Source organism: Pseudomonas moorei, assembly GCF_042846945.1.
In the GTDB taxonomy this organism is placed as follows: domain Bacteria; phylum Pseudomonadota; class Gammaproteobacteria; order Pseudomonadales; family Pseudomonadaceae; genus Aquipseudomonas; species Aquipseudomonas moorei.
In genome coordinates, this window is record NZ_AP035776.1 from 1 (window position 1) to 21,931 (window position 21,931).

Sequence of the window (21,931 nt, forward strand, 5' to 3'; positions counted from 1 at the left end):
AGCGAGTTGCGTTTTACTGAAGATCACGAATGGCTGCGTACCGAAGCTGACGGCACGGTCACAGTCGGCATCACCGCTTTCGCGCAGAACGCATTGGGCGACGTGGTTTTCGTACAACTGCCTGAGCTGCAGTCCTACGAAAAAGGCGCTGAAGCCGCCACCGTAGAATCGGTAAAAGCTGCCAGCGGCGTGTACATGCCACTGGACGGTGAAGTGCTGGAAGTGAACCCGGCACTGGACAGCAGCCCTGAGCTGGTCAACGAAGATCCACTGGGCGAAGGCTGGTTCTTCCGCTTCCAGCCAACTGACGCTTCGGCTGTCGCCAAACTGCTGGATCAGGACGCCTACGACCGTCTGATCAAAGCCAACGCCGAAGCCTGAGGAGCGCTGAAATGACCCAAGTGAATCTGACCACTGCCAACGAATTCATCGCCCGCCACATCGGCCCCCGCGCCGGCGACGAGCAAGCCATGCTCAACAGCCTCGGCTTCGATTCCCTCGAAGCCCTGAGCGCCAGCGTGATTCCCGACAGCATCAAGGGCACCAGCGTGCTGGGCCTGGAAGACGGCCTGAGCGAAGCCGATGCATTGGCGATGATCAAATCCATCGCCGGCAAGAACCAGCTGTTCAAGACCTACATCGGCCAGGGTTACTACGGCACGCACACGCCGTCGCCGATCCTGCGCAACCTGCTGGAAAACCCGGCCTGGTACACCGCCTACACCCCGTACCAGCCGGAAATTTCCCAGGGTCGCCTCGAAGCCCTGCTGAACTTCCAGACCCTGATCAGCGACCTCACCGGCCTGCCGATCGCCAACGCCTCGCTGCTCGACGAAGCCACCGCCGCCGCCGAAGCCATGACCTTCTGCAAGCGCCTGAGCAAGAACAAGGGCAGCCACCAGTTCTTCGCCTCCGTGCATTGCCACCCGCAGACCCTCGACGTGCTGCGCACCCGTGCCGAGCCGTTGGGCATCGAGGTGGTGGTTGGCGACGAGCACGAACTGAGCGACGTGACCCCGTTCTTCGGCGCCCTGCTGCAGTACCCGGCGAGCAACGGTGACGTGTTCGACTACCGCGCATTGACCGAGCGTTTCCACGCCGCCAACGCCCTGGTGGCCGTGGCCGCCGACCTGCTGGCCCTGACCCTGCTGACCCCGCCGGGCGAGTTCGGTGCCGACGTGGCCATCGGCAGCGCCCAACGCTTCGGCGTGCCGCTGGGCTTCGGTGGCCCGCACGCGGCCTACTTCTCCACCAAGGACGCGTTCAAGCGCGACATGCCGGGCCGTCTGGTCGGTGTCTCGGTGGACCGTTTCGGCAAGCCGGCCTTGCGCCTGGCGATGCAGACCCGCGAGCAACACATCCGCCGCGAGAAGGCCACGTCCAACATCTGCACCGCGCAGGTGCTGCTGGCCAACATCGCCAGCATGTACGCCGTGTACCACGGCCCGAAAGGCCTGACGCAGATTGCCAACCGCGTGCATCAGCTGACCGCGATCCTGGCCCAAGGCCTGAAAGCCATCGGTCTGCATGTCGAGCAAGCCAGTTTCTTCGACACCCTGACGATCAAGACCGGCGTTGAAACTGCCGCGCTGCACGACCAGGCGCGAGCCCAACAGATCAACCTGCGCGTGATCGACGCCGAGCGTCTGGGCCTGTCCCTCGACGAAACCAGCACCCAGGCCGACGTGGAAACCCTGTGGGCCTTGCTGTCCAATGGCAACACCCTGCCGGACTTCGCCGCCCTCGCCGCTTCGACCCAAGCGACCATCCCGGCCGCGCTGGTGCGTCAGTCGCCGATCCTCAGCCACCCGGTGTTCAACCGTTATCACTCGGAAACCGAGCTGATGCGCTACCTGCGCAAACTCGCGGACAAGGACCTGGCGCTCGATCGCACCATGATCCCGCTGGGCTCGTGCACCATGAAACTCAACGCCGCCAGCGAGATGATCCCGGTGACCTGGGCCGAGTTCGGCGCCCTGCACCCGTTCGCCCCGGCCGAGCAAAGCGCCGGCTATCAGCAGCTGACCGACGAACTGGAAGCGATGCTCTGCGCCGCCACCGGTTACGACTCGATCTCCCTGCAGCCGAACGCCGGTTCCCAAGGCGAGTACGCCGGCCTGCTGGCGATTCGCGCCTACCACCAGAGCCGTGGCGAAGACCGCCGCGACATCTGCCTGATCCCGTCCTCGGCCCACGGCACCAACCCGGCCACCGCCCAGATGGCCGGCATGCGCGTCGTCGTGACCGCCTGCGATGCCCGTGGCAACGTCGACATCGAAGACCTGCGCGCCAAGGCCATCGAGCACCGCGAACACCTCGCCGCATTGATGATCACCTACCCCTCGACCCACGGCGTGTTCGAGGAAGGCATCCGCGAAATCTGCGGCATCATCCATGACCACGGCGGCCAGGTGTACATCGACGGCGCCAACATGAACGCCATGGTCGGCCTCTGCGCCCCGGGCAAGTTCGGCGGCGACGTCTCGCACCTGAACCTGCACAAGACCTTCTGCATTCCCCACGGCGGTGGCGGCCCGGGCGTCGGCCCGATTGGCGTGAAATCGCACCTGGCGCCGTTCCTGCCAGGCCACGCGCAAATGGCGCGCAAAGAAGGCGCGGTGTGCGCCGCGCCGTTCGGCAGCGCGAGCATCCTGCCGATCACCTGGATGTACATCCGCATGATGGGCGGCGCCGGTCTCAAGCGCGCCTCGCAGCTGGCGATCCTCAACGCCAACTACATTTCCCGTCGCCTCGAAGAGCACTACCCGGTGCTCTACACCGGCAGCAACGGCCTGGTGGCGCACGAGTGCATCCTCGACCTGCGTCCGCTCAAAGACAGCAGCGGCATCAGCGTGGACGACGTGGCCAAGCGCCTGATCGACTTCGGCTTCCACGCCCCGACCATGTCCTTCCCGGTGGCCGGCACGCTGATGATCGAGCCGACCGAAAGCGAATCCAAAGAAGAACTGGACCGCTTCTGCGACGCCATGATCCGCATCCGCGAAGAAATCCGCGCGGTGGAAAACGGCAGCCTGGACAAGGACGACAACCCGTTGAAAAACGCCCCGCATACGGCGGCGGAGCTGGTGGGCGAGTGGTCGCATCCGTATAGCCGGGAGCAGGCGGTTTATCCGGTAGCGTCGCTGATCGAAGGCAAGTACTGGCCGCCGGTCGGTCGCGTCGACAACGTCTTCGGCGACCGCAACCTGGTTTGCGCCTGCCCGTCGATCGAAAGCTACGCTTAATCGAATGAGGGGGCGGGTTTGCTCGCCCCCACTTTCAAGAACACCAGAACCCCCTGTAGGAGCTGGCTTGCCAGCGATGAGGGTGGATCAGTCTACGTATCTGTTGCCTGACCCACCGCCATCGCTGGCAAGCCAGCTCCCACAAGGAATGCATCAAGGCAGAATTTCCGTCCATTCCTATAACAAGAAACCGGAGAACAACCATGTCGTTAAGCGTGTTCGACCTGTTCAAGATTGGCATCGGTCCTTCCAGCTCCCACACCGTCGGCCCGATGCGCGCCGCCGCGCGTTTTGCCGAAGGCTTGCGCCGTGAAGGACTGCTGACAACGACTGCCTGCGTCAAGGTCGAGCTTTACGGCTCGCTCGGCGCCACCGGCAAAGGCCACGGCAGCGACAAGGCTGTGCTGCTCGGCCTGGAGGGCGAACACCCTGACACCGTAGATACCGAAACCGTCGCCGCCCGTCTGCAACAGATTCGCGGCAACGGACGCTTGAACCTGCTCGGCGAACACAGCATTGCGTTCAACGATAAAGAACACCTGGCCATGATTCGCAAGCCATTGGCCTATCACCCCAACGGCATGATCTTCCGCGCATTTGACGCAGCCGGCCTGCAAATTCGCAGTCGCGAGTATTACTCGGTCGGCGGCGGGTTTGTCGTCGATGAAGATGCCGCTGGCGCCGACCGCATCGTTGAAGATGCCACGCCCCTGACCTTTCCCTTCAAAAGTGCCAAGGACTTGCTCGGTCATTGCACCACCTATGGCTTGTCTATCAGCCAGGTGATGCTGACCAACGAAAGCGCCTGGCGCCCGGAAGCGGAAACCCGTGCCGGCCTGCTGAAAATCTGGCAAGTGATGCAGGACTGCGTCGCCGCCGGTTGCCGCAACGAAGGCATCCTGCCTGGCGGTTTGAAGGTCAAACGGCGGGCGGCCGCGCTGCATCGACAACTGTGCAGCAATCCAGAGTCCGCCTTGCGCGATCCACTGTCCGTGCTGGACTGGGTCAACCTCTACGCCCTGGCCGTCAACGAAGAAAACGCCAACGGCGGGCGCGTGGTCACGGCCCCCACCAATGGCGCGGCCGGGATCATTCCGGCGGTGCTGCATTACTACATGCGTTTTATTCCCGGCGCGAACAATGACGGGGTGGTGCGCTTCCTGCTGACCGCTGCGGCCATCGGCATCCTGTACAAGGAAAATGCCTCTATCTCCGGCGCCGAAGTCGGCTGCCAGGGTGAAGTGGGCGTAGCGTGTTCCATGGCTGCCGGTGCTCTGTGCGAAGTTCTCGGCGGCAGCGTTCAGCAAGTGGAAAACGCCGCCGAAATCGGCATGGAACACAACCTCGGCCTGACGTGCGACCCGATTGGCGGACTGGTGCAGGTGCCTTGCATCGAGCGCAACGCCATGGGCTCGGTCAAGGCCATCAATGCCGTGCGCATGGCCATGCGCGGCGACGGGCAACACTTCGTCTCCCTCGACAAGGTCATTCGCACCATGCGCCAGACCGGCGCCGACATGAAAAGCAAATACAAAGAAACCGCCCGTGGCGGTCTAGCGGTCAACATTATCGAGTGCTGATGTGCGCTCACCTGCACACTTCTTCAGGAGCTGAATATGTCCACCGAACCACTGTTGAAAACCCCGTTGCACGCCCTGCATATCGAACTCGGCGCACGCATGGTTCCGTTCGCAGGCTATGACATGCCTGTGCAGTACCCGCTGGGCGTGATGAAAGAACACCAGCACACCCGCGACCAGGCCGGACTGTTTGATGTTTCGCACATGGGCCAGATCCGCCTGACCGGTGCCAATGCCGCCAAGGCCCTGGAAACCCTCGTGCCGGTGGACATCATCGACCTGCCAGTGGGTATGCAACGTTACGCGATGTTCACCAATGAGAGCGGCGGCATCCTCGACGACCTGATGGTCGCCAACCTGGGTAACGACGAGTTGTTCCTGGTGGTCAATGCCGCCTGTAAAGATCAGGATCTGGCGCACCTGCGCAAGCATATTGGCGATCAATGCACCATCGAGCCTCTGTTCGAAGAGCGCGCCCTGCTCGCACTGCAAGGCCCGACGGCGGTCACTGTCCTGGCACGACTGGCGCCGGAAGTGGCGAAGATGACGTTCATGCAGTTCACCCGTGTGAAACTTTTGGGCGTGGAGTGTTTTGTCAGCCGCTCGGGCTACACCGGTGAAGACGGCTTCGAAATTTCCGTGCCGGCGCAAAATGCCGAAGCCCTGGCCCGCGCCCTGTTGGCAGAACCGGAAGTAGAAGCCATCGGCCTCGGCGCGCGCGACTCGTTGCGCCTGGAAGCCGGCCTGTGCCTGTACGGCCACGACATGAACACCGACACCACCCCGATCGAGGCCAGCCTGTTGTGGGCCATATCCAAGCCACGCCGTGCCGATGGCGCGCGCGCCGGTGGCTTCCCGGGTGCAGAGATCGTATTCGCCCAACAACAGGGCGGCGTTAACCGCAAACGGGTCGGCCTGCTGCCGCAGGAACGCACCCCGGTGCGCGAAGGCGCAGAGATCGTCAACGAAGCCGGCGAGATCATCGGCAGCGTCTGCAGCGGCGGTTTCGGGCCGACCCTCGGCGGTCCTTTGGCGATGGGCTACCTCGACAGCGCCTACATCGCTCTCGATACGCCGGTGTGGGCAATTGTTCGTGGGAAAAAGGTGCCTTTGCTTGTAAGCAAAATGCCATTTGTTCCACAACGCTACTATCGCGGCTGATTGACTGTTCCTATAAGTAACGCGGTTGCGTTAACAGTGCACTAATGTGTAACGCAACCGCCATAAAATAGTGCATCGTTTGACTCTAAGCTTCGATTATGAACTTTGCTTATAACGATCGAAAACAATTGAACCAGCATAACGAATAAGCACCCACTAACAGGCCGGAAAATTGCTCAAACTGAGGAAATCCGGGGACTTCGCAGGGCTTGTTTTTTCTCCCATAGTTGGCGTAGAGTTTGTTCACTGTGTTTGCATGGGTCGCTTGGAATCGTGACCTGGGCAGTAGCCTACAAGTTAGCTACATCCCGTTCGACGTCTTCTTACTCTCCTGCAACCAGCCCCAGTACTCTTTCATGAGAAGGAGACTGTCATTAATTTTAGCGTCAAAGGAAATAAGAAATGTCCCAACGTCAGAGCGGTACCGTCAAGTGGTTTAACGACGAGAAAGGTTTTGGTTTTATCACTCCAGAGAGCGGTCCGGATCTGTTCGTACATTTCCGCGCCATCCAGGGCAACGGCTTCAAGAGCCTGAAAGAAGGCCAAAAAGTGACTTTCATCGCCGTGCAAGGCCAGAAAGGCATGCAGGCTGACGAAGTCATCGCAGAAGCCTAATTTTCTGTTACGAAAAAGCCCCTGATGCTGACATCAGGGGCTTTTTTGTGCGCGCAAATCCGTAAAATGGCTTCTTTTTTCGCCGAGAGCCTGCCATGCCGAAACACCTGCTTACCCCCCAGGGCGAATTTCCTGCCGCGGGCCTGGGTCGTCGTCTGGCAGCGATGTTCTATGACTTCCTGCTGTGCACGGCTCTATTGATCGTTACGAGCGGCATTTACAAGATGGTTCAAATGGTGATCATCGGCGAAGACAAAATGCGCGCCCTCACCGAATCTGGCGCGCTGGATGGCGATCCACTGCTGTCGACAGTGCTCCTGTTCGTACTGTTCGGATTTTTCGCCAAGTTCTGGACCTGGTCTGGCCAGACGTTGGGGATGCAGGTCTGGTGCATCCGCGTCCAGAATGCCGACGGCTCCTCAATCAGCCTGTGGCAAGCTTTGCTGCGTTTCGTGGTGTCTATCGCGTCGTTGCTATGCCTGGGCTTGGGTTTCTTCTGGTCGCTGTTCGACAAGCAGAAACGCAGCTGGCATGACATGTATTCCAATACTCAACTGGTGCAGATTCCAAAGAAATCCAAATAAATACGCACCGCACAAATCATTGTGGGAGCGAGCCCGCTCGCGAAGGCAGCTTATCAGTCAACATGCCTGTGACTGACAGTCCGCCATCGAGAGCTGGCTCGCTCCCACAGTTTTTTCTAATAGCCGGTGGATCTCAGGCGTTGCCCGCCAGTTTCATCCGCGCAGCCTGGGTGAAGTCGAGCATCCGCTTCAGCGGTCGAATCGCCTGTGGAATCAGCGCAGGATCAACAAAGATCTCATTCGCCCCTTCCTTCAAGCTCTTGAGCGTGCGCTCAAGGGTATTCATCGCCATCCATGGGCAGTGCGCGCAGCTGCGGCATGCAGCGCCGTTACCGGCCGTTGGCGCTTCGATAAAGACCTTGTCAGGACACAACTGCTGCATCTTGTAGAAAATGCCACGATCAGTGGCGACAATCAGGGTCTTGTTCGGAAGGCTCTGCGCCGCCGCGATCAACTGACTGGTGGAACCAACGGCATCCGCCAGCTCGATCACCGATGTCGGCGATTCCGGGTGCACCAGAATTGCCGCATCCGGATACAGCGCCTTCATGTCTTCGAGCTGCTTCGATTTGAATTCTTCGTGAACGATGCAGGCGCCATCCCAAAGCAGCATGTCGGCGCCAGTCTGGCGCTGAATGTAAGTGCCCAGGTGCTTGTCCGGCCCCCAGATGATCGTTTCGCCGTTATCCATCAGGCTTTCGACGATCTCCAGCGCGCAGCTTGAGGTCACCACCCAATCCGCCCGGGCTTTGACCGCCGCCGACGTATTGGCATAAACCACCACCGTACGCTCGGGGTGCTGATCGCAGAACGCGGAAAACTCGTCGACCGGGCAACCCAGGTCCAGCGAACAGGTCGCTTCCAGGGTCGGCATCAGGATTCTTTTTTCCGGATTAAGGATCTTGGCGGTTTCGCCCATGAACTTCACACCGGCGACCACGACGGTCTTGGCCGGATGAGCATTGCCGAAGCGAGCCATCTCCAGCGAGTCGGAGACACAGCCACCGGTTTCTTCGGCCAGGGCCTGAATGATCGGGTCACAATAGAAGTGAGCAACCAGCACTGCGTCCTGAGCCTTGAGCTCGGCAGCGATGGCGGCACGGTAATGGGCTTCCTCATCGGCGGTCAGCGGCTTGGGCTGCTTGGCGTCGAGGTGGGCTTGAACCAGAAGGCGTTCGGAAATCTGCGTCATGTTCGCAAGACCTGCAGGCGCATTCGCGCGAAAGTCGAGTATACACCCGGCTCCAGACCCTGCTGGGTACCGCCGGGAAAGTGAGTATTGATCAGGCACGGACAGCGTTGAAGCTGCGCAAGGCTACAGAATATCCCGACGATGCAAAAGATGATTCTGACTTGCGTCATGCGGTGACGCCCAGAATCTGAGCAACCCTGAATCGCAGGCAAAAAAAAATCCGGAAATCCTCACTTTCGTGGGCCTTCCAGACTTTTAAAACAGCTTGAAAATGGTGGGTCGTGTGGGATTCGAACCTACGACCAATTGGTTAAAAGCCAACTGCTCTACCAACTGAGCTAACGACCCGCTGTGTGGTGGCGCGTATAATACTGATTTTTAAGGACTATTCAACACCTATTTTGAAATAAATCAAAAATAAGGTGTTGGATCACTGATTCCGGCCGCCGAAAAGCCTTCCGCACGCAATCGGCAGCTATCGCATTTGCCGCAGGCACGGCCGTTATCGTCGGCCTGATAGCAAGAAACGGTCAGACTGTAATCCACACCAAGCTTCACGCCCGCCTGAACGATCTGCGCCTTGCTCAGGTTTTGCAGTGGCGCCTGGATGCGAAACCCCTGCCCTTCTACACCCGCCTTGGTGGCCAGATTGGCCATGCGCTCGAACGCTTCGACAAATTCGGGACGGCAGTCGGGGTAACCGGAGTAATCGACCGCATTCACACCGATAAAGATGTCACGCGCGCCCAGCACTTCCGCCCAGCCCAGCGCCAGCGACAGAAACACCGTGTTGCGTGCCGGGACGTAAGTCACCGGAATGCCTTCGCTTGGCGATTCAGGGACGTCGATGCTGCTGTCGGTCAACGCTGAACCGCCAATGCCATTCAGATTCAGTCCGATGACCTTGTGCTCGACCACACCCAGATCGCGGGCAACACGTTCGGCGGCGTGTAATTCAGCACGGTGCCGCTGACCATAGTCGAAGCTCATGGTGTAGCAGCTGTAGCCTTCGGCGCGGGCCATGGCGACGACGGTCGCCGAGTCCAAACCTCCGGAAAGCAGGATGACCGCACGTTTTTCAGCAGTGTTCAGTTGTTCTGTCATTTCAGCGCCCCGGCTCGTCATTCCAAAGATATTTATGCAGCTGCAATTGCAGGCGTACTGGCAGGTTGTCTGCCACCACCCAGTCAGCCAGGTCTCGAGCATTAAGATCATGGTGACTCGGCGAGAACAGGACTTCGCCGGCGCGCCGATCAAGACCGTACTGGATCAGGTTGGACACCGACCAGTCATAGTCTTCCCGCGAGCAGATCACAAACTTCACCTGATCGTTGGACGTGAGCAACTCAATGTTCTCGTAACGGTTGCGATGCGCTTCTTTCGAACCTGGAGTTTTCAGGTCGACGACGCGACTGACCCGGGAATCTACCGCCGATATATCGAGAGAACCACTGGTTTCCAGTGACACTTGGTAACCGGCATCGCATAACTGCTTGAGCAGTGGAATGGCGTTGGGTTGTGCCAAGGGCTCGCCGCCGGTGACACAGACATAACGCGGACGGAAACCGGCCACTTGCTCGAGGATGTCGTCGAGCGTACGCAGGGTTCCGCCAGTGAAGGCGTAGGCGCTGTCGCAGTATTGGCAACGCAACGGACAGCCAGTCAAACGCACAAAAACAGTGGGCAGGCCGGCAGTCCGAGTTTCACCCTGCAACGAGTAGAAAACTTCGGTAATTCTCAATGTGTCTTGCATAGTCGCCACGGGCGTAACAGCTAAACAGGCTGTCCGCCTCCGTCAGGCACTTCAAGGAACCCCGGCAATGCGCAGGTCCCAAAAAGCGTGTTTCAGAAAAAAGGGGGTGAATTCTAACGAAAAAACCCGCGACAAGCGCGGGTTTCTTCGAAACGAGTCAAGCAGGCTTACATGCGCTGCAAATCGCGTTGAGCCAGCTGAGCGGCGGAAGTCCCCGGATATTGGGAAACCACCTGCTGCAAAATGCCTTTGACACGGTCGGTATGACCGAGACGGCGCTCCACATCAGCGAGCTTGTACAGCGAATCAGGCACCTTCGCGTGCTTCGGGTACAGCTGCGAAACCTTGGCAAACGCCTGACCTGCGCCTTGCAGATCGCCCTTTGCCAGGTTCACTTCGCCCAACCAGTACTGGGCGTTACCCGCGTATTGGCTGTTCGGGTATTTGCGCAGGAATGCGGCGAAAGCCTGACTGGCCTTGTCGAAATCCTTGGCTTTGATCAAGTCGAAGGCTGCGTCGTAATAGAGCTTTTCCTTCGCCGGGTCCGCCGGTTCGCTACCCGCGGCCGGTGCTTGAGCGGCGGCCGCCCCTGCACCTGCGCCTGCTGCTGCAACGGGGGCGTTCAAATCGCCACCGGTAGAAGAAGAATTCTCAGGAGTCGCGGCCGGTGCAGCGCCGGTTCCTATGCGCCGATCCAGGTCCTGGTATCGCTCCAGGTTTTCCTGCTTCATGCGCGCTACATCATTTTGCAGAACCTCGATTGCGCCTTGCTGACGCTCGATTTGTTGCTGCATCGATTGCAGTTGGTTGAACAGCTCGCCCTGTGCCGAGACAGGGGCCGAAACCCCTCCCCCGGCATAGGCGCCGTTCGTACCGTAACCTGCAGGCGGATAACTGCTCCCGCTATTGTTATAACCGGAGTTGTTATCGACCACAGGAACCGCAGCCCACACCGCGAGCGGTGCGAGACTGAGAGCCAGAACAGTTACAGCACGACGGCACGTTCGCATGACGAATTACTTACGCAGTTCGACGCGACGGTTTTGAGCCCAGGACTGCTCGTCGTTGCCGGTAGCAACTGGACGCTCTTCGCCGTAGGAAACCAGTTCCAGCTGAGCTGGGGAAACACCTTGCAGTACCAGGTAGCGCTGAACGGCTTTCGCACGACGCTCGCCCAGTGCCATGTTGTACTCACGAGTACCACGTTCGTCGGTGTTGCCTTCCAGAACAACGCGAGCGCCGTTTGCTTTCAGGTCTTTGGCGTGAACGTCCAGAGCGCGCATGGCTTCTGGCTTCAGGTCCGAGCTATCGTATTCGAAGTAGAAGGTGGTGATTGCGCGCAGAGCAGCTTCTTCGCTCAGGGAACCGTCAACAGCACCAGTGTTGGCGCCATAACCAGCGTTTGGATCAACAGCGCCTTGACCGGCGTTGTCGCCGCCTTTGGACGAGCAACCTACAGCTACAGCCATGGCCAGAGCCAGCGCAGCAAATTTACCAAACTTCAGCATTTCCATCGTGAAACTCCTAATGAACCCCAGTGTGTTAAGTAAAACGTATAGCGCCGCGTCAGTTCAGGTAAGGGGACCAGGAAGGTTCTCTGACTTCGCCTTGAGCGGTAGGAAGCGGGAGCCTTACGCGTCCATTGATAGACACGAGCATCAAGACTCCCCGGCCCTGCTGGCGGGTGGCGTAGATTACCATGGTGCCGTTGGGCGCAACAGTGGGCGACTCGTCCAGAGTGCTATCAGTGAGGATCTTTACACTACCGCGTTGCAAATCCTGAGCCGCCACTTTGAAATTGGTGAAACCGTCCTGGCGGTGAATCATCACCAGGGTTTTTTCGTCGGCCGACAGTTTAGGGTTGGCGTTGTAGTTACCAATGAAGGTCACACGCTCGGCACCACCACCGCCCACGCTGGTTTTGTAGATCTGCGGTTTGCCGCCACGGTCTGAAGTGAAGTAGATGGTCGAACCATCCTTGCCCCAGAACGGCTCGGTGTTGATACCAGGACCGTTGGTGACACGGGTGATCTGACGCGAGCCCAGATTCATCACATAGATGTCCGGGTTGCCATCCTTCGACAGTACGAATGCCAGGCGGTTGCCATCCGGCGACCAGGCAGGTGCTCCGTTCAGGCCTTCGAAGTTGGTGATCTGCTCACGGCGACCGGTGTCGATGTTCTGCATGAAGATACGGGGACGCTTCTGCTCGAACGAAACGTAGGCGATGCGCTTGCCATCCGGCGCGAAGCGCGGCGACAGAATCGGCTCGCGCGATTGCAGCAGAGTCACGGCGCGTGCACCGTCATAGTCCGAACGCTGCAGTGTGTAGCGAGTGTTCTTCTCGGAGAAACGCTCGGCAGTCACGTACAGCAAACGAGTCGAGAACGCACCTTTGATGCCGGTGAGTTTTTCGAACGACTGGTCGGAGATGTAGTGCGCCATATCTCGCAGCTGATCCACGCCGCCCGATACACTGCCGGTCAGCACTTGCTGCTCGGTGGCGACGTTGAACAGCGCGTATTGCACCTGCAGGCGGCCACCGGCCGGAACAATGCTGCCGACCATGACGTACTGGGCACCCAGTGCCTTGAAGTCACGGTAGATGATTTCGCTGGCCTGACTCGGCTGGCTGATCATGTTCTGCTTGGGAATCGGCGAGTAGTAACCCGAATTGCGCAGGTCATTACCGATGATTTCGGCCATGTCGTCCGGCAGGACGCTGCCGCCCTGGTTACCGAACGGTACGACGGCGATCGGAGTAGCCCGATCGCTGCCGCTGGTGACCAGAATGTTTTTCTCATCTGCCATCGCCATCCCTGCCATGCAGCAGATAACGACCAGCATTCCTCGAAGAAGGTTTCTCACAAGGCTAGATCCTCAGGTGTGAATGTCATCTTGAATGAACGATACTGAGCGAAATCACTCGGCTTCATTCCCTGCATTTCTGTCAAACGTCCAATATTCTTCACCGCTGCTACAGCCGATGCGTCAAATGGACCGTCGCCACTGGACTTGGCCACACTGACCGTAGTCACCGTACCGTCCGGCAACATGCCGATTTGCAACACGACCGTCATGCCTTTGCGGGCCGAAGGTGGACGAGCCCAGCCTTCCGCTGCACGAGCCCGAATCAGGTCATCGAAACTGCCGGCGACTTCGTCACCCTGCTCATCGGCCAAGGCCTGCTGACGCTGCGGCGTATCGGAAAGCAAATCTGCCAGGGCCTGGGCCTTTTTGTCTTCGGCGGATTTACGCGCCGCATCCTGCGATTTCTTCTTCGCAGCATCGGCAGCAGCTTTCTTCTTCGCTTCTTCGGCGACTTTCTTCTTCGCCTCTTCAGCTTCAACTTTCTTCTTGGCGTCTTCCGCGGCTTTCTTCTTCGCGTCTTCGACGATCTTCTTCTTCGCTTCTTCAGCGGCCGCTTTCTTGGCCTCTTCTTCAGCAGCCTTCTTGGCTTCTTCTTCCGCTTTCTTCTTGGCTATATCAGCCAATTGTTTCTCTTCTGCCTTCTTGGCTTCGGCGGTCTTCTTCGCTTCATCGGCTTTCTTGGCTTCATCAGCCTTTTTCGCCTCTGCCGCTTTCTTCGACTCGTCGGCCTTCTTGGCTTCCTCGGCCTTTTGAGCCGCTTCTTCTTTCTTTTGTTCCGCAGCCTTTATCGCTTCCTGCTCGACCTTCTTCTGTTCCATCTGTTCGACTTCGGTCTGACGCGCAGCAGATTTCTGCGCTTCACCGGCAATCTTCTGATTGGTCTGGGTGGTCGCCCGACTTTTCGATTTCAGCTGGTACAAGGTCGCCTGGACAATCGGCTTGGCCGGCGGCAGTTCCGGTGTCATGGCGAAACTGACAAACAGCATGCCGAACACCAGCACGTGCAAGCCAATCGCCCAGACACTAGGCCAGAAGTAGCTTTCCGAGGCGGACGGCTCTCGCTGCTGCTGCATCAGGGGGCCTCGGTAATCAAGCCAACATTACCGACCCCGGCTTTCTGCAATCCGCCCATGGCGCCCATGACAGAGCCGTAATCGACGGACTTGTCGCCGCGAATGAAGACCTGGGTGTGCTTGCCGCCTTCATTGCCGGCACGAATGATCTTGGTCACCGCGTCAGTCATCTGAGGCAGGGTCATGGCCCTGTCCTGTTGCTTCTCTGTGTCGACTTCGCTGCCAAGGTTCCAGTAATAGGTCTTGTCAGCCTTGATCGAAATGGTCAGGACCTGGGTGTTGTTGTCCTGCGGCAAGGCTTCGCTGGAAACCTTGGGCAAATCAACTTTCACGCCCTGATTGAGCATCGGCGCGGTCACCATGAAGATGACCAGTAGCACCAACATCACGTCGATGTAGGGCACCACGTTCATCTCGGCGACCGGCTTGCGCTTGTGTCGAGCTCGAGCGATTAAAGCCATTGGAAATTACCTGCTTATTCTTCGCTGGTGTGCACTTTGCGGTGCAGGATCGCCTGGAATTCATCGGCGAAGGTGTAGTAACGGCTCAGCAGGGTTTCGCTGCGAGCAGAGAAGCGGTTGTAAGCGATAACGGCCGGGATGGCGGCGAACAGACCGATCGCAGTGGCGACCAGGGCTTCGGCGATACCAGGGGCCACAGTCGCCAGCGTTGCTTGCTGGGCAGTCGCCAGGCCACGGAAGGAGTTCATGATGCCCCAGACCGTACCGAACAGACCGATGTACGGGCTGACAGAGCCAACAGTGGCCAGGAACGGCAAGCTTTGCTCGAGCTTTTCTTCTTCGCGGGAAATGGCAACCCTCATGGCGCGAGCCACGCCTTCCATGACCGCTTCAGGGTCGACGCCAGGTTGCTGACGCAGACGAGAGAACTCTTTGAAACCGGCGCGGAAGATCTGCTCGACACCCGAATCAGGGTCCGGGTTGCTGCCGGCCTGACGGTAGAGCTTGGACAGGTCGATACCCGACCAGAAGCGCTCTTCAAAGCTCTCCAGGGCACGTCGGCCAGCGCGTATCAGATTGCTGCGCTGAAAAATCATGATCCACGAGGTCACCGATGCGGCTACCAGGATCAGCATTACCAATTGCACCACGACACTGGCATTGCTGACCAGGCTCCACATGGAGGAATGGTCGACGACGTTAGCTTCCACGATTTATCTCCTGCTTTGAGTGTGTACCCGCGCCGCTCACGTCGGCAAAGGCCGCTCGTAGAGCTTCGGGAATGGCCCGGGGTTTCAAACTGTTAGTGCGCACACAGGCCACCAAAAACTGCCCCTCGCAGAGCAGCGCATTATCCGTAGCCCGCCTGACCTGCTGTTTAAAGCGCAGGCTGACACGGTTCAATTCGATTACTTCAGCGCTTACCAGCAGCTCGTCGTCCAGTCGCGCCGGCGCGTGGTAGCGCGCTTCGCTGGAATGCACGACGAACAACAGGTCCTCACCTGCCAGCTGCGATTGGGCGAAGCCCAGATCTCGTAGCCGCTCGGTTCGAGCCCGTTCCATAAACTTGAGGTAATTTACGTAATACACGATGCCGCCCGCATCGGTGTCCTCGTAATAAACGCGACAACGATGTGCGAAAGGCTCAAGCCCGTTTTGCGCGCGCATACTCTAGTGCTTACTCCTCAGGTTGCCAATCCGGCCAGGCAACTGTTTTTCATTGTTCTGCGGCTTTCTTGCAAAAGCGCGGTCATAGGACAGCACAATGCCCGAATAAATCAGCACGCAAAGGTTATTAATCGTCCACGGCGTCAAGGAACTCGTCTATCACGGGCATATCACCCAATCGTGACGGAATGTTTAAGCCAAAGTGCAGGTATGCATGACGCGTCACTACCCGCCCGCGCGGCGTGCGCATGATGTAGCCCTGCTGGATCAGATAGGGCTCAAGTACGTCTTCAATGGTGTGACGCTCCTCACTGATGGCGGCGGCGAGGCTGTCGACCCCAACCGGCCCGCCATCGAACTTCTCGATCATGGTCAGCAACAGACGTCGGTCCTGATGATCGAAACCACGCTCGTCGACATCCAGCAGGTTCAGGGCCAGGTCGGCAATCGGCTTGGTGATGTGGCCCTTGGCACGAACCTCGGCGAAATCCCGCACGCGACGCAGCAAGCGATTGGCGATTCGCGGGGTACCCCGGGCACGGCGGGCGATTTCAAAGGCGCCTTCCGGATCCAGCGGCAAACCGAGGATGTTGGCCGAACGACTGACAATCGTGGCCAGGTCGGCAGTGCTGTAGAACTCCAGACGCTGGACGATCCCGAAACGGTCACGCAACGGGTTGGTCAGCATCCCCGCCCGCGTGGTCGCACCGACCAGGGTGAAAGGCGGCAAATCCAGCTTGATCGAACGCGCAGCCGGCCCCTCTCCGATCATGATGTCGAGCTGGAAATCCTCCATCGCCGGGTACAACACTTCCTCGACAATCGGCGATAGCCGATGAATTTCGTCGATGAACAGTACGTCATGCGGCTCAAGATTGGTCAGCAGCGCCGCCAGGTCGCCCGGGCGCTCCAGCACAGGCCCCGAGGTGCTCTTTATCGAAACACCCATTTCCTGGGCGATGATGTTGGCCAAGGTGGTCTTACCCAAACCCGGCGGCCCGAAAATCAGCGTGTGATCCAGGGACTCACTGCGCCCACGGGCCGCCTGGATGAACAACTCCATCTGCTCGCGAACGGTCGGCTGACCAATGTATTCGGCCAGGCTGACTGGCCGTATCGCACGGTCCTGGACTTCCTCGCGATCACGGGGACCACCCGTAGCGGCGATCAGACGATCAGCTTCAATCACTTAAATCATTCCCTTCAGGGCACGACGAATCAGGTCTTCACTGCTCAAGCCTTTCTCCTTGATCGCGGAAATCGCCTTACTGGCTTCCTGCGGCTTGTACCCCAGGGAAATCAGCGCACTGACCGCGTCGTTTTCGGCGCTATTGACCGGGGCTGGCCCATCCGGCTGGTTCGGAACCAAGGCAAACATAGCCGGTACCGTTTCCCAGGCCTTGAAGCGATCCTTGAGCTCCACCAACAGGCGCTCTGCAGTTTTCTTGCCCACGCCTGGCACCTTGGTCAGCGCCGAAGTGTCCTGGGATTGAACACAGCGGACCAACTCATCGACTTCAAGGCTGGACATCAACGCCAGGGCTAACTTCGGCCCGACGCCATTGAGACGGATCAACTCGCGAAAAAAGTCTCGCTCACGCTTACCGACGAAGCCATAGAGTAACTGCGCGTCTTCGCGTACGACCAAATGGGTGTGCAACGTCAGCGGTTCACCGACCGACGGCAGGCGATAAAGCGTGGTCATGGGCACTTCAAGCTCATACCCAAGACCATTTACATCGAGAATCAGATGCGGCGGCTGTTTCTCAGCCAGTGTGCCGCGCAAGCGTCCAATCACGTTACAGATCCTTGAGCGTTGGCCAGCGCAAGGCCAGCGACAGAAAGAGCAAGGATTTGCGCCGACAACTCAGGCGCAAAATCCTCATTCCATAAAATTGACTGCTGATGCTATCAGAGACGCAAGCGCCCGCCACGACTGCGTGCCGTGCCAAGGCCGTGGGGCAACAGGCTGGAACGGGTATGAGCATGGCAAATGGCAATGGCCAGGGCATCCGAGGCATCGATTTGCGGCTTGCTGGTCAGCTTAAGCATATGCATGACCATCATCTGTACCTGCTCTTTGTTCGCCCCGCCCGTCCCGGTCACCGCTTGTTTGACCTGGGTAGCGGTGTACTCGGCGATTTCCAGGTTTTCTTCGGCACCGGCGACAATGGCCGCGCCACGAGCCTGCCCAAGTTTCAGCGCCGAGTCGGCGTTGCGCGCCATGAACACCTTTTCGATACCCATGGTCACTGGACCGTAAGTCTGGATAACCTCACGAACACCGCGATAGACGATTTGCAGGCGCTCATGCAACTCGCCCGAGCCGGTGCGAATGCAGCCCGACGCCACGTAAACGCAGCCACGACCAGTATCGCGAACCACGCCATAACCGGTGATCCGTGATCCGGGGTCGATACCTAGAATTAAAGTCATAACGCCTGCGGGATATTGGAAAAAGCCACGTATCAAACCTGTAGGAGCGAACTTGCTCGCGATGGGCGCCAACGATGACGCAGGCGACCTGAATTGGCGCACCGCTCTCGGGCTCATCGCGAGCAGGCTCGCTCCTGCAAAGGCAACATCAACCCAGTTGTGCGGCCACCGACTCCGGAATATCCGCATTGGAGTAGACATTCTGAACGTCATCCAGGTCTTCAAGCATGTCGATCAGCTTGAGGACTTTCTCGGCGCCTTCCAGATCCAGTTCGGCGCTGGTGGTCGGCAGCATGACGATTTCCGCGTCTTCGCCCTTGAACCCGGCCGCTTCCAACGCGTTACGCACGGAATAGAACCCGGCAAACGAGGTGAACACATCAATGGAACCGTCTTCGTTGGTCACCACGTCGTCAGCATCGGCCTCCATGGCCGCTTCCATCAGCGCATCCTCATCGGCGCCTGGTGCGAAGGAGATCTGCCCCTTTCGCTCGAACAGATAAGCTACCGAGCCGTCGGTGCCCAGGTTGCCGCCGCACTTGCTGAACGCATGGCGTACCGCCGCCGCAGTACGGTTGCGGTTGTCGGTCATGCACTCGACCATCACCGCTACGCCGCCCGGACCGTAACCTTCGTAGGTCAGCTCGACTACGTCATCAGTGTCGGCAGCACCGGTACCACGGGCGATGGCGCGATCGATGATGTCACGGCTCATGTTCGCACCCAGGGCCTTGTCCAGGGCCAGGCGCAGACGCGGATTGGAGCCCGGATCACCGCCACCCTGACGGGCAGCGACGGTCAACTCGCGAATCCACTTGGTGAAAATCTTGCCTCTCTTGGCATCCTGACGTTCTTTGCGGTGCTTGATGTTCGCCCACTTGGAATGACCTGCCATAACTCGCTCCGAATTCTCTTTGACACATTACCCGCCACGCGGCGTCGCGCTGGCCGGCAAACAAAAAATTTCGACCCTTATAAAGAAAGGGCGCATCCGAAGATGCGCCCTTCAGGCCAGCCTTACTCAGCCTTAGGCGTTTCGCGCAAACGAATGTGCAGTTCGCGCAATGCCTTGGCATCCACCTGCCCTGGTGCCTGAGTCATGACATCTGCCGCGCTCTGGGTTTTCGGGAAAGCGATCACTTCGCGGATCGACTGGGCGCCGGTCATCAGCATCACCAGACGGTCCAGACCGAAGGCCAGGCCACCGTGCGGCGGCGCACCGTACTTCAGGGCATCGAGCAGGAAGCCGAATTTCTCTTCCTGTTCAGCCTCGTTGATACCCAACAGGCGGAATACCGACTGCTGCATTTCTTTGCGGTGGATACGGATCGAACCACCACCCAGCTCCGTTCCGTTCAGAACCATGTCGTAGGCTCGGGACAGAGCGGCTCCCGGATTGGCTTCCAGCTCTTGCGGGGTGCACTTCGGTGCGGTGAACGGATGGTGCAAGGCACTGAAGCTGCCGTCGTCGTTTTCTTCGAACATCGGGAAGTCGACGACCCACATTGGCGCCCACTTGCAGGTCAGCAGGTCCAGATCGTGACCCAGCTTGATCCGCAGAGCACCCAGGGCTTCGCTGACGATCTTCGACTTGTCGGCGCCGAAGAACACGATGTCGCCGTCCACCGCACCGACGCGATCAAGGATCACATCGAGGTTGGCTTCAGGGATATTCTTCACGATTGGCGACTGCAGGCCTTCGACCCCTTTGGCGCGCTCGTTGACCTTGATATACGCCAGACCCTTGGCACCGTAGATGCCGACAAACTTGGTGTAATCATCGATCTGCTTGCGCGGCATGCTGGCGCCGCCAGGAACGCGCAAGGCGGCAATGCGGCATTTCGGGTCATTGGCCGGACCGCTGAACACCTTGAAATCGACTTCCTTGAGTTGATCGGCAACGTCAACCAGCTCCAGCGGGTTCCGCAGGTCCGGTTTGTCGGAACCATAACGGCGCATGGCCTCTTCGAAGGTCATGTGCGGGAACTCGCCGAACTCCAGATCCAGCACTTCCTTGAACAGGTTGCGGATCATGCCTTCGGTCAGGCCCATGATGTCTTTTTCATCGAGGAAGCTGGTCTCGATGTCGATCTGGGTAAATTCCGGCTGGCGGTCGGCACGCAGGTCTTCGTCGCGGAAGCACTTGGCGATCTGGTAGTAACGATCGAAACCAGCCACCATCAGCAGTTGCTTGAACAGCTGAGGCGATTGCGGCAGAGCGAAGAACGAACCAGCATGAGTGCGGCTCGGCACCAGGTAGTCGCGAGCACCTTCAGGGGTGGCGCGAGTCAGGATCGGCGTCTCGACGTCGAGGAAGCCGTTTTCGTCCAGGTAGCGACGAATGCTGGTGGTCATGCGCGAGCGCAGACGCAGCTTCTCGGCCATTTCCGGACGACGCAGATCAAGGAAGCGATAGCGCAGGCGGGTTTCTTCACCAACGTCGGAGAACTCGTTCAGCGGGAACGGCGGGGTTTCCGACTCGTTCAGCACTTCCAGTTCGTAGCCGAGAACTTCGATCATGCCCGACGCCATGTTGGCGTTGGTAGCACCCGCCGGACGCAGGCGAACCTTGCCGGTGATCTTCACGACGTACTCGCTGCGCACGCGGTCGGCTGCGGCGAAGGTTTCAGCACGATCCGGGTCGAAAACCACCTGGGCAAGACCATCACGATCACGGATATCGAGGAAAATCACCCCACCGTGGTCACGGCGACGGTGAACCCATCCGCAAAGGGTAATTTCCTGGCCGTCCAGACTCTCGTTCAGTTGGCCGCAATAATGGCTGCGCATCATGGTAGTGGTTTCACTTCTCGTAATTCGAAATTCGGTTGGAGGCTTTGCTCATATACCAGTCGGCAGATGATGCAAAGGCTCGCGCGTGTCGTTCAACTCAGGTTCCAGACCCTAGTCGGCTTTATCGCCGCCGGCCAGATTCTTCTTGGAACCGGTCTTGAAATCGGTTTCGTACCAGCCTGTGCCACTCAAGCGGAAGCCCGGCATGGACAGCATCTTCTTGAGCTCTGGCGCCTGGCATGCAGGGCAATCGACCAGCGGTGCATCGCTGATCTTTTGAATGGCTTCCAACTGATGACCACAGGAAGCACATTGATAATCGTACATCGGCATGGGGGTTGTCTCGGTGATCAGATTACTACCGCACACACAGGGTTTGGCGGCAAAGAGCGGGATTATATCCATTAAATGCAGCCTGTGCAGCCGTAAGACTGCACAGATCGACACTCCACCAATTTCACTGCGGTTGCGAAGCCACGACCTCGCAACTCCCTTCCTTGAGACTGTGTACAACACAGACAACCCGCACCAGGGCGCTGAAATTCTTCACTCCGCCATGACGCAAATGCACTTCTCGATCCACATGGGACAACAGCGCACTGACCGAGCAATGATTGACTTTGGCCATCTCACCCAAAATATCCCAGTAAACCTGCTCCAGTCGCAAACAGGTGGCAAAGCCATTCAGCCGCACCGACCGGGCCAAGGGCTGGGCCAGCCCCATATCGAATTCACTGACAAACGGATCAATCCTTATATCCTTGTGCGGACCGACCCTCTCCTCGCTTTGCCTGTCTTCATAAACCATACCGTTGACACTCCTTTGCCATCCCTGGTCTCCATAAGCACATCTACCTGCTTATAAAACCGCGAGGACAAAGTTATATCCAGATGACTTTATGACCATCCTCGTAGGATAAGCCAACAATGGAGGGCAGATCGCGGAGCGGGTCCTACTCCGGACTTTTTCCTACGCCCACCGTGCATGAATCACTCAACG

The 21,931-nt window shown here is 58.7% G+C and carries 23 protein-coding genes and 1 tRNA gene; 6 read left to right on the forward strand and 18 right to left on the reverse strand.

Features of this window, described 5'->3' with window-relative positions:
- Positions 1–6 precede the first annotated feature (6 nt).
- The 6 genes from gcvH to ACGJAX_RS00030 all read left to right on the forward strand — a co-directional run bounded on the left by gcvH (position 7) and on the right by ACGJAX_RS00030 (position 7,185).
- Positions 7–381 carry a glycine cleavage system protein GcvH gene (gcvH, locus tag ACGJAX_RS00005; protein ID WP_390957130.1) on the forward strand — a complete coding sequence of 125 codons (375 nt, stop codon included), beginning with the start codon at positions 7–9 and terminating at the stop codon, positions 379–381.
- An 11-nt stretch (positions 382–392) separates the two neighbouring features.
- Positions 393–3,245 carry an aminomethyl-transferring glycine dehydrogenase gene (gene gcvP, locus ACGJAX_RS00010; protein WP_390957131.1) on the forward strand — a complete coding sequence of 951 codons (2,853 nt, stop codon included), beginning with the start codon at positions 393–395 and terminating at the stop codon, positions 3,243–3,245.
- Positions 3,246–3,448: 203 nt separating this feature from the next.
- Positions 3,449–4,825, forward strand: a complete 1,377-nt coding sequence (locus tag ACGJAX_RS00015; protein ID WP_390957132.1) for an L-serine ammonia-lyase — start codon at positions 3,449–3,451, stop codon at positions 4,823–4,825.
- Positions 4,826–4,861: 36 nt separating this feature from the next.
- On the forward strand, positions 4,862–5,986 hold the full coding sequence (gene gcvT, locus ACGJAX_RS00020) for a glycine cleavage system aminomethyltransferase GcvT (RefSeq protein WP_248915956.1): 1,125 nt from the start codon (positions 4,862–4,864) through the stop codon (positions 5,984–5,986).
- Between the two features lie 402 nt (positions 5,987–6,388).
- The gene (locus tag ACGJAX_RS00025) at positions 6,389–6,601 is read left to right on the forward strand and encodes a cold-shock protein (protein ID WP_010220199.1); all 213 of its coding nucleotides are present in this window, start codon (positions 6,389–6,391) and stop codon (positions 6,599–6,601) included.
- Positions 6,602–6,696: 95 nt separating this feature from the next.
- Positions 6,697–7,185, forward strand: a complete 489-nt coding sequence (locus ACGJAX_RS00030; RefSeq protein ID WP_390957133.1) for an RDD family protein — start codon at positions 6,697–6,699, stop codon at positions 7,183–7,185.
- A gap of 133 nt (positions 7,186–7,318) precedes the next feature.
- Here ACGJAX_RS00030 and nadA read toward each other — a convergent pair whose 3' ends face one another.
- From nadA to ACGJAX_RS00120, 18 genes are all read right to left on the reverse strand, one after another.
- A complete protein-coding gene (gene nadA, locus ACGJAX_RS00035) occupies positions 7,319–8,377 on the reverse strand; it encodes a quinolinate synthase NadA (protein WP_248915958.1) in 1,059 nt (352 codons plus the stop codon).
- A gap of 272 nt (positions 8,378–8,649) precedes the next feature.
- A tRNA-Lys gene (locus tag ACGJAX_RS00040) sits at positions 8,650–8,725 on the reverse strand.
- 63 nt (positions 8,726–8,788) lie between these two features.
- On the reverse strand, positions 8,789–9,481 hold the full coding sequence (gene queC / locus ACGJAX_RS00045; protein ID WP_090324765.1) for a 7-cyano-7-deazaguanine synthase QueC: 693 nt from the start codon (positions 9,479–9,481) through the stop codon (positions 8,789–8,791).
- A 1-nt stretch (position 9,482) separates the two neighbouring features.
- On the reverse strand, positions 9,483–10,130 hold the full coding sequence (gene queE / locus ACGJAX_RS00050; RefSeq protein WP_390957134.1) for a 7-carboxy-7-deazaguanine synthase QueE: 648 nt from the start codon (positions 10,128–10,130) through the stop codon (positions 9,483–9,485).
- 167 nt (positions 10,131–10,297) lie between these two features.
- Positions 10,298–11,140: a tol-pal system protein YbgF gene (gene ybgF / locus ACGJAX_RS00055; RefSeq protein WP_390957135.1), complete on the reverse strand. Its 843-nt coding sequence runs from the start codon at positions 11,138–11,140 to the stop codon at positions 10,298–10,300.
- Positions 11,141–11,146: 6 nt separating this feature from the next.
- Positions 11,147–11,644: a peptidoglycan-associated lipoprotein Pal gene (gene pal, locus ACGJAX_RS00060; protein ID WP_090187413.1), complete on the reverse strand. Its 498-nt coding sequence runs from the start codon at positions 11,642–11,644 to the stop codon at positions 11,147–11,149.
- Between the two features lie 52 nt (positions 11,645–11,696).
- Positions 11,697–12,977: a Tol-Pal system beta propeller repeat protein TolB gene (tolB, locus tag ACGJAX_RS00065; protein ID WP_162842395.1), complete on the reverse strand. Its 1,281-nt coding sequence runs from the start codon at positions 12,975–12,977 to the stop codon at positions 11,697–11,699.
- Between the two features lie 17 nt (positions 12,978–12,994).
- Positions 12,995–14,074, reverse strand: a complete 1,080-nt coding sequence (tolA, locus tag ACGJAX_RS00070; RefSeq protein WP_390957136.1) for a cell envelope integrity protein TolA — start codon at positions 14,072–14,074, stop codon at positions 12,995–12,997.
- Positions 14,074–14,526 (reverse strand): protein TolR, encoded by a 453-nt coding sequence (tolR, locus tag ACGJAX_RS00075; RefSeq protein ID WP_161793955.1) that lies wholly within the window; start codon positions 14,524–14,526, stop codon positions 14,074–14,076. The genes tolA and tolR overlap by 1 nt, the downstream gene beginning before the upstream one ends.
- A 23-nt stretch (positions 14,527–14,549) precedes the next feature.
- Positions 14,550–15,245 carry a protein TolQ gene (tolQ, locus tag ACGJAX_RS00080; protein WP_047532507.1) on the reverse strand — a complete coding sequence of 232 codons (696 nt, stop codon included), beginning with the start codon at positions 15,243–15,245 and terminating at the stop codon, positions 14,550–14,552.
- Complete coding sequence (ybgC, locus tag ACGJAX_RS00085) at positions 15,235–15,702, reverse strand: tol-pal system-associated acyl-CoA thioesterase (RefSeq protein WP_390957137.1); 468 nt, start codon at positions 15,700–15,702, stop codon at positions 15,235–15,237. Before ybgC ends, tolQ begins: the two co-directional genes overlap by 11 nt.
- Positions 15,703–15,829: 127 nt before the next feature.
- The gene (ruvB, locus tag ACGJAX_RS00090) at positions 15,830–16,891 is read right to left on the reverse strand and encodes a Holliday junction branch migration DNA helicase RuvB (RefSeq protein WP_390957138.1); all 1,062 of its coding nucleotides are present in this window, start codon (positions 16,889–16,891) and stop codon (positions 15,830–15,832) included.
- Complete coding sequence (ruvA, locus tag ACGJAX_RS00095; RefSeq protein ID WP_046818808.1) at positions 16,892–17,500, reverse strand: Holliday junction branch migration protein RuvA; 609 nt, start codon at positions 17,498–17,500, stop codon at positions 16,892–16,894.
- 113 nt (positions 17,501–17,613) lie between these two features.
- Positions 17,614–18,138 (reverse strand): crossover junction endodeoxyribonuclease RuvC, encoded by a 525-nt coding sequence (gene ruvC, locus ACGJAX_RS00100; RefSeq protein WP_034149140.1) that lies wholly within the window; start codon positions 18,136–18,138, stop codon positions 17,614–17,616.
- A gap of 148 nt (positions 18,139–18,286) precedes the next feature.
- The gene (locus ACGJAX_RS00105; RefSeq protein ID WP_247257333.1) at positions 18,287–19,033 is read right to left on the reverse strand and encodes a YebC/PmpR family DNA-binding transcriptional regulator; all 747 of its coding nucleotides are present in this window, start codon (positions 19,031–19,033) and stop codon (positions 18,287–18,289) included.
- Positions 19,034–19,155: 122 nt separating this feature from the next.
- On the reverse strand, positions 19,156–20,931 hold the full coding sequence (aspS, locus tag ACGJAX_RS00110) for an aspartate--tRNA ligase (protein WP_390957139.1): 1,776 nt from the start codon (positions 20,929–20,931) through the stop codon (positions 19,156–19,158).
- A 111-nt stretch (positions 20,932–21,042) separates the two neighbouring features.
- Positions 21,043–21,264 carry an FmdB family zinc ribbon protein gene (locus ACGJAX_RS00115; RefSeq protein WP_007977333.1) on the reverse strand — a complete coding sequence of 74 codons (222 nt, stop codon included), beginning with the start codon at positions 21,262–21,264 and terminating at the stop codon, positions 21,043–21,045.
- A gap of 124 nt (positions 21,265–21,388) precedes the next feature.
- Positions 21,389–21,739 (reverse strand): ribbon-helix-helix domain-containing protein, encoded by a 351-nt coding sequence (locus ACGJAX_RS00120; RefSeq protein ID WP_390957140.1) that lies wholly within the window; start codon positions 21,737–21,739, stop codon positions 21,389–21,391.
- Positions 21,740–21,931 lie beyond the last annotated feature (192 nt).

What these genes read in the sequence shown, in the direction of transcription:
- gcvP (WP_390957131.1), top strand. Translation starts at nt 393, where the DNA reads ATGACCCAAGTGAATCTGACCACTGCCAACGAATTCATCGCCCGCCAC.
- ACGJAX_RS00015 (WP_390957132.1), top strand. Translation starts at nt 3,449, where the DNA reads ATGTCGTTAAGCGTGTTCGACCTGTTCAAGATTGGCATCGGTCCTTCC.
- gcvT (WP_248915956.1), top strand. Translation starts at nt 4,862, where the DNA reads ATGTCCACCGAACCACTGTTGAAAACCCCGTTGCACGCCCTGCATATC.
- ACGJAX_RS00025 (WP_010220199.1), top strand. Translation starts at nt 6,389, where the DNA reads ATGTCCCAACGTCAGAGCGGTACCGTCAAGTGGTTTAACGACGAGAAA.
- ACGJAX_RS00030 (WP_390957133.1), top strand. Translation starts at nt 6,697, where the DNA reads ATGCCGAAACACCTGCTTACCCCCCAGGGCGAATTTCCTGCCGCGGGC.
- nadA (WP_248915958.1), bottom strand. Translation starts at nt 8,377, where the DNA reads ATGACGCAGATTTCCGAACGCCTTCTGGTTCAAGCCCACCTCGACGCC.
- queC (WP_090324765.1), bottom strand. Translation starts at nt 9,481, where the DNA reads ATGACAGAACAACTGAACACTGCTGAAAAACGTGCGGTCATCCTGCTT.
- queE (WP_390957134.1), bottom strand. Translation starts at nt 10,130, where the DNA reads ATGCAAGACACATTGAGAATTACCGAAGTTTTCTACTCGTTGCAGGGT.
- ybgF (WP_390957135.1), bottom strand. Translation starts at nt 11,140, where the DNA reads ATGCGAACGTGCCGTCGTGCTGTAACTGTTCTGGCTCTCAGTCTCGCA.
- pal (WP_090187413.1), bottom strand. Translation starts at nt 11,644, where the DNA reads ATGGAAATGCTGAAGTTTGGTAAATTTGCTGCGCTGGCTCTGGCCATG.
- tolB (WP_162842395.1), bottom strand. Translation starts at nt 12,977, where the DNA reads ATGCTGGTCGTTATCTGCTGCATGGCAGGGATGGCGATGGCAGATGAG.
- tolA (WP_390957136.1), bottom strand. Translation starts at nt 14,074, where the DNA reads ATGCAGCAGCAGCGAGAGCCGTCCGCCTCGGAAAGCTACTTCTGGCCT.
- ybgC (WP_390957137.1), bottom strand. Translation starts at nt 15,702, where the DNA reads ATGCGCGCGCAAAACGGGCTTGAGCCTTTCGCACATCGTTGTCGCGTT.
- ruvC (WP_034149140.1), bottom strand. Translation starts at nt 18,138, where the DNA reads ATGACTTTAATTCTAGGTATCGACCCCGGATCACGGATCACCGGTTAT.
- ACGJAX_RS00105 (WP_247257333.1), bottom strand. Translation starts at nt 19,033, where the DNA reads ATGGCAGGTCATTCCAAGTGGGCGAACATCAAGCACCGCAAAGAACGT.
- aspS (WP_390957139.1), bottom strand. Translation starts at nt 20,931, where the DNA reads ATGATGCGCAGCCATTATTGCGGCCAACTGAACGAGAGTCTGGACGGC.
- ACGJAX_RS00115 (WP_007977333.1), bottom strand. Translation starts at nt 21,264, where the DNA reads ATGCCGATGTACGATTATCAATGTGCTTCCTGTGGTCATCAGTTGGAA.
- ACGJAX_RS00120 (WP_390957140.1), bottom strand. Translation starts at nt 21,739, where the DNA reads ATGGTTTATGAAGACAGGCAAAGCGAGGAGAGGGTCGGTCCGCACAAG.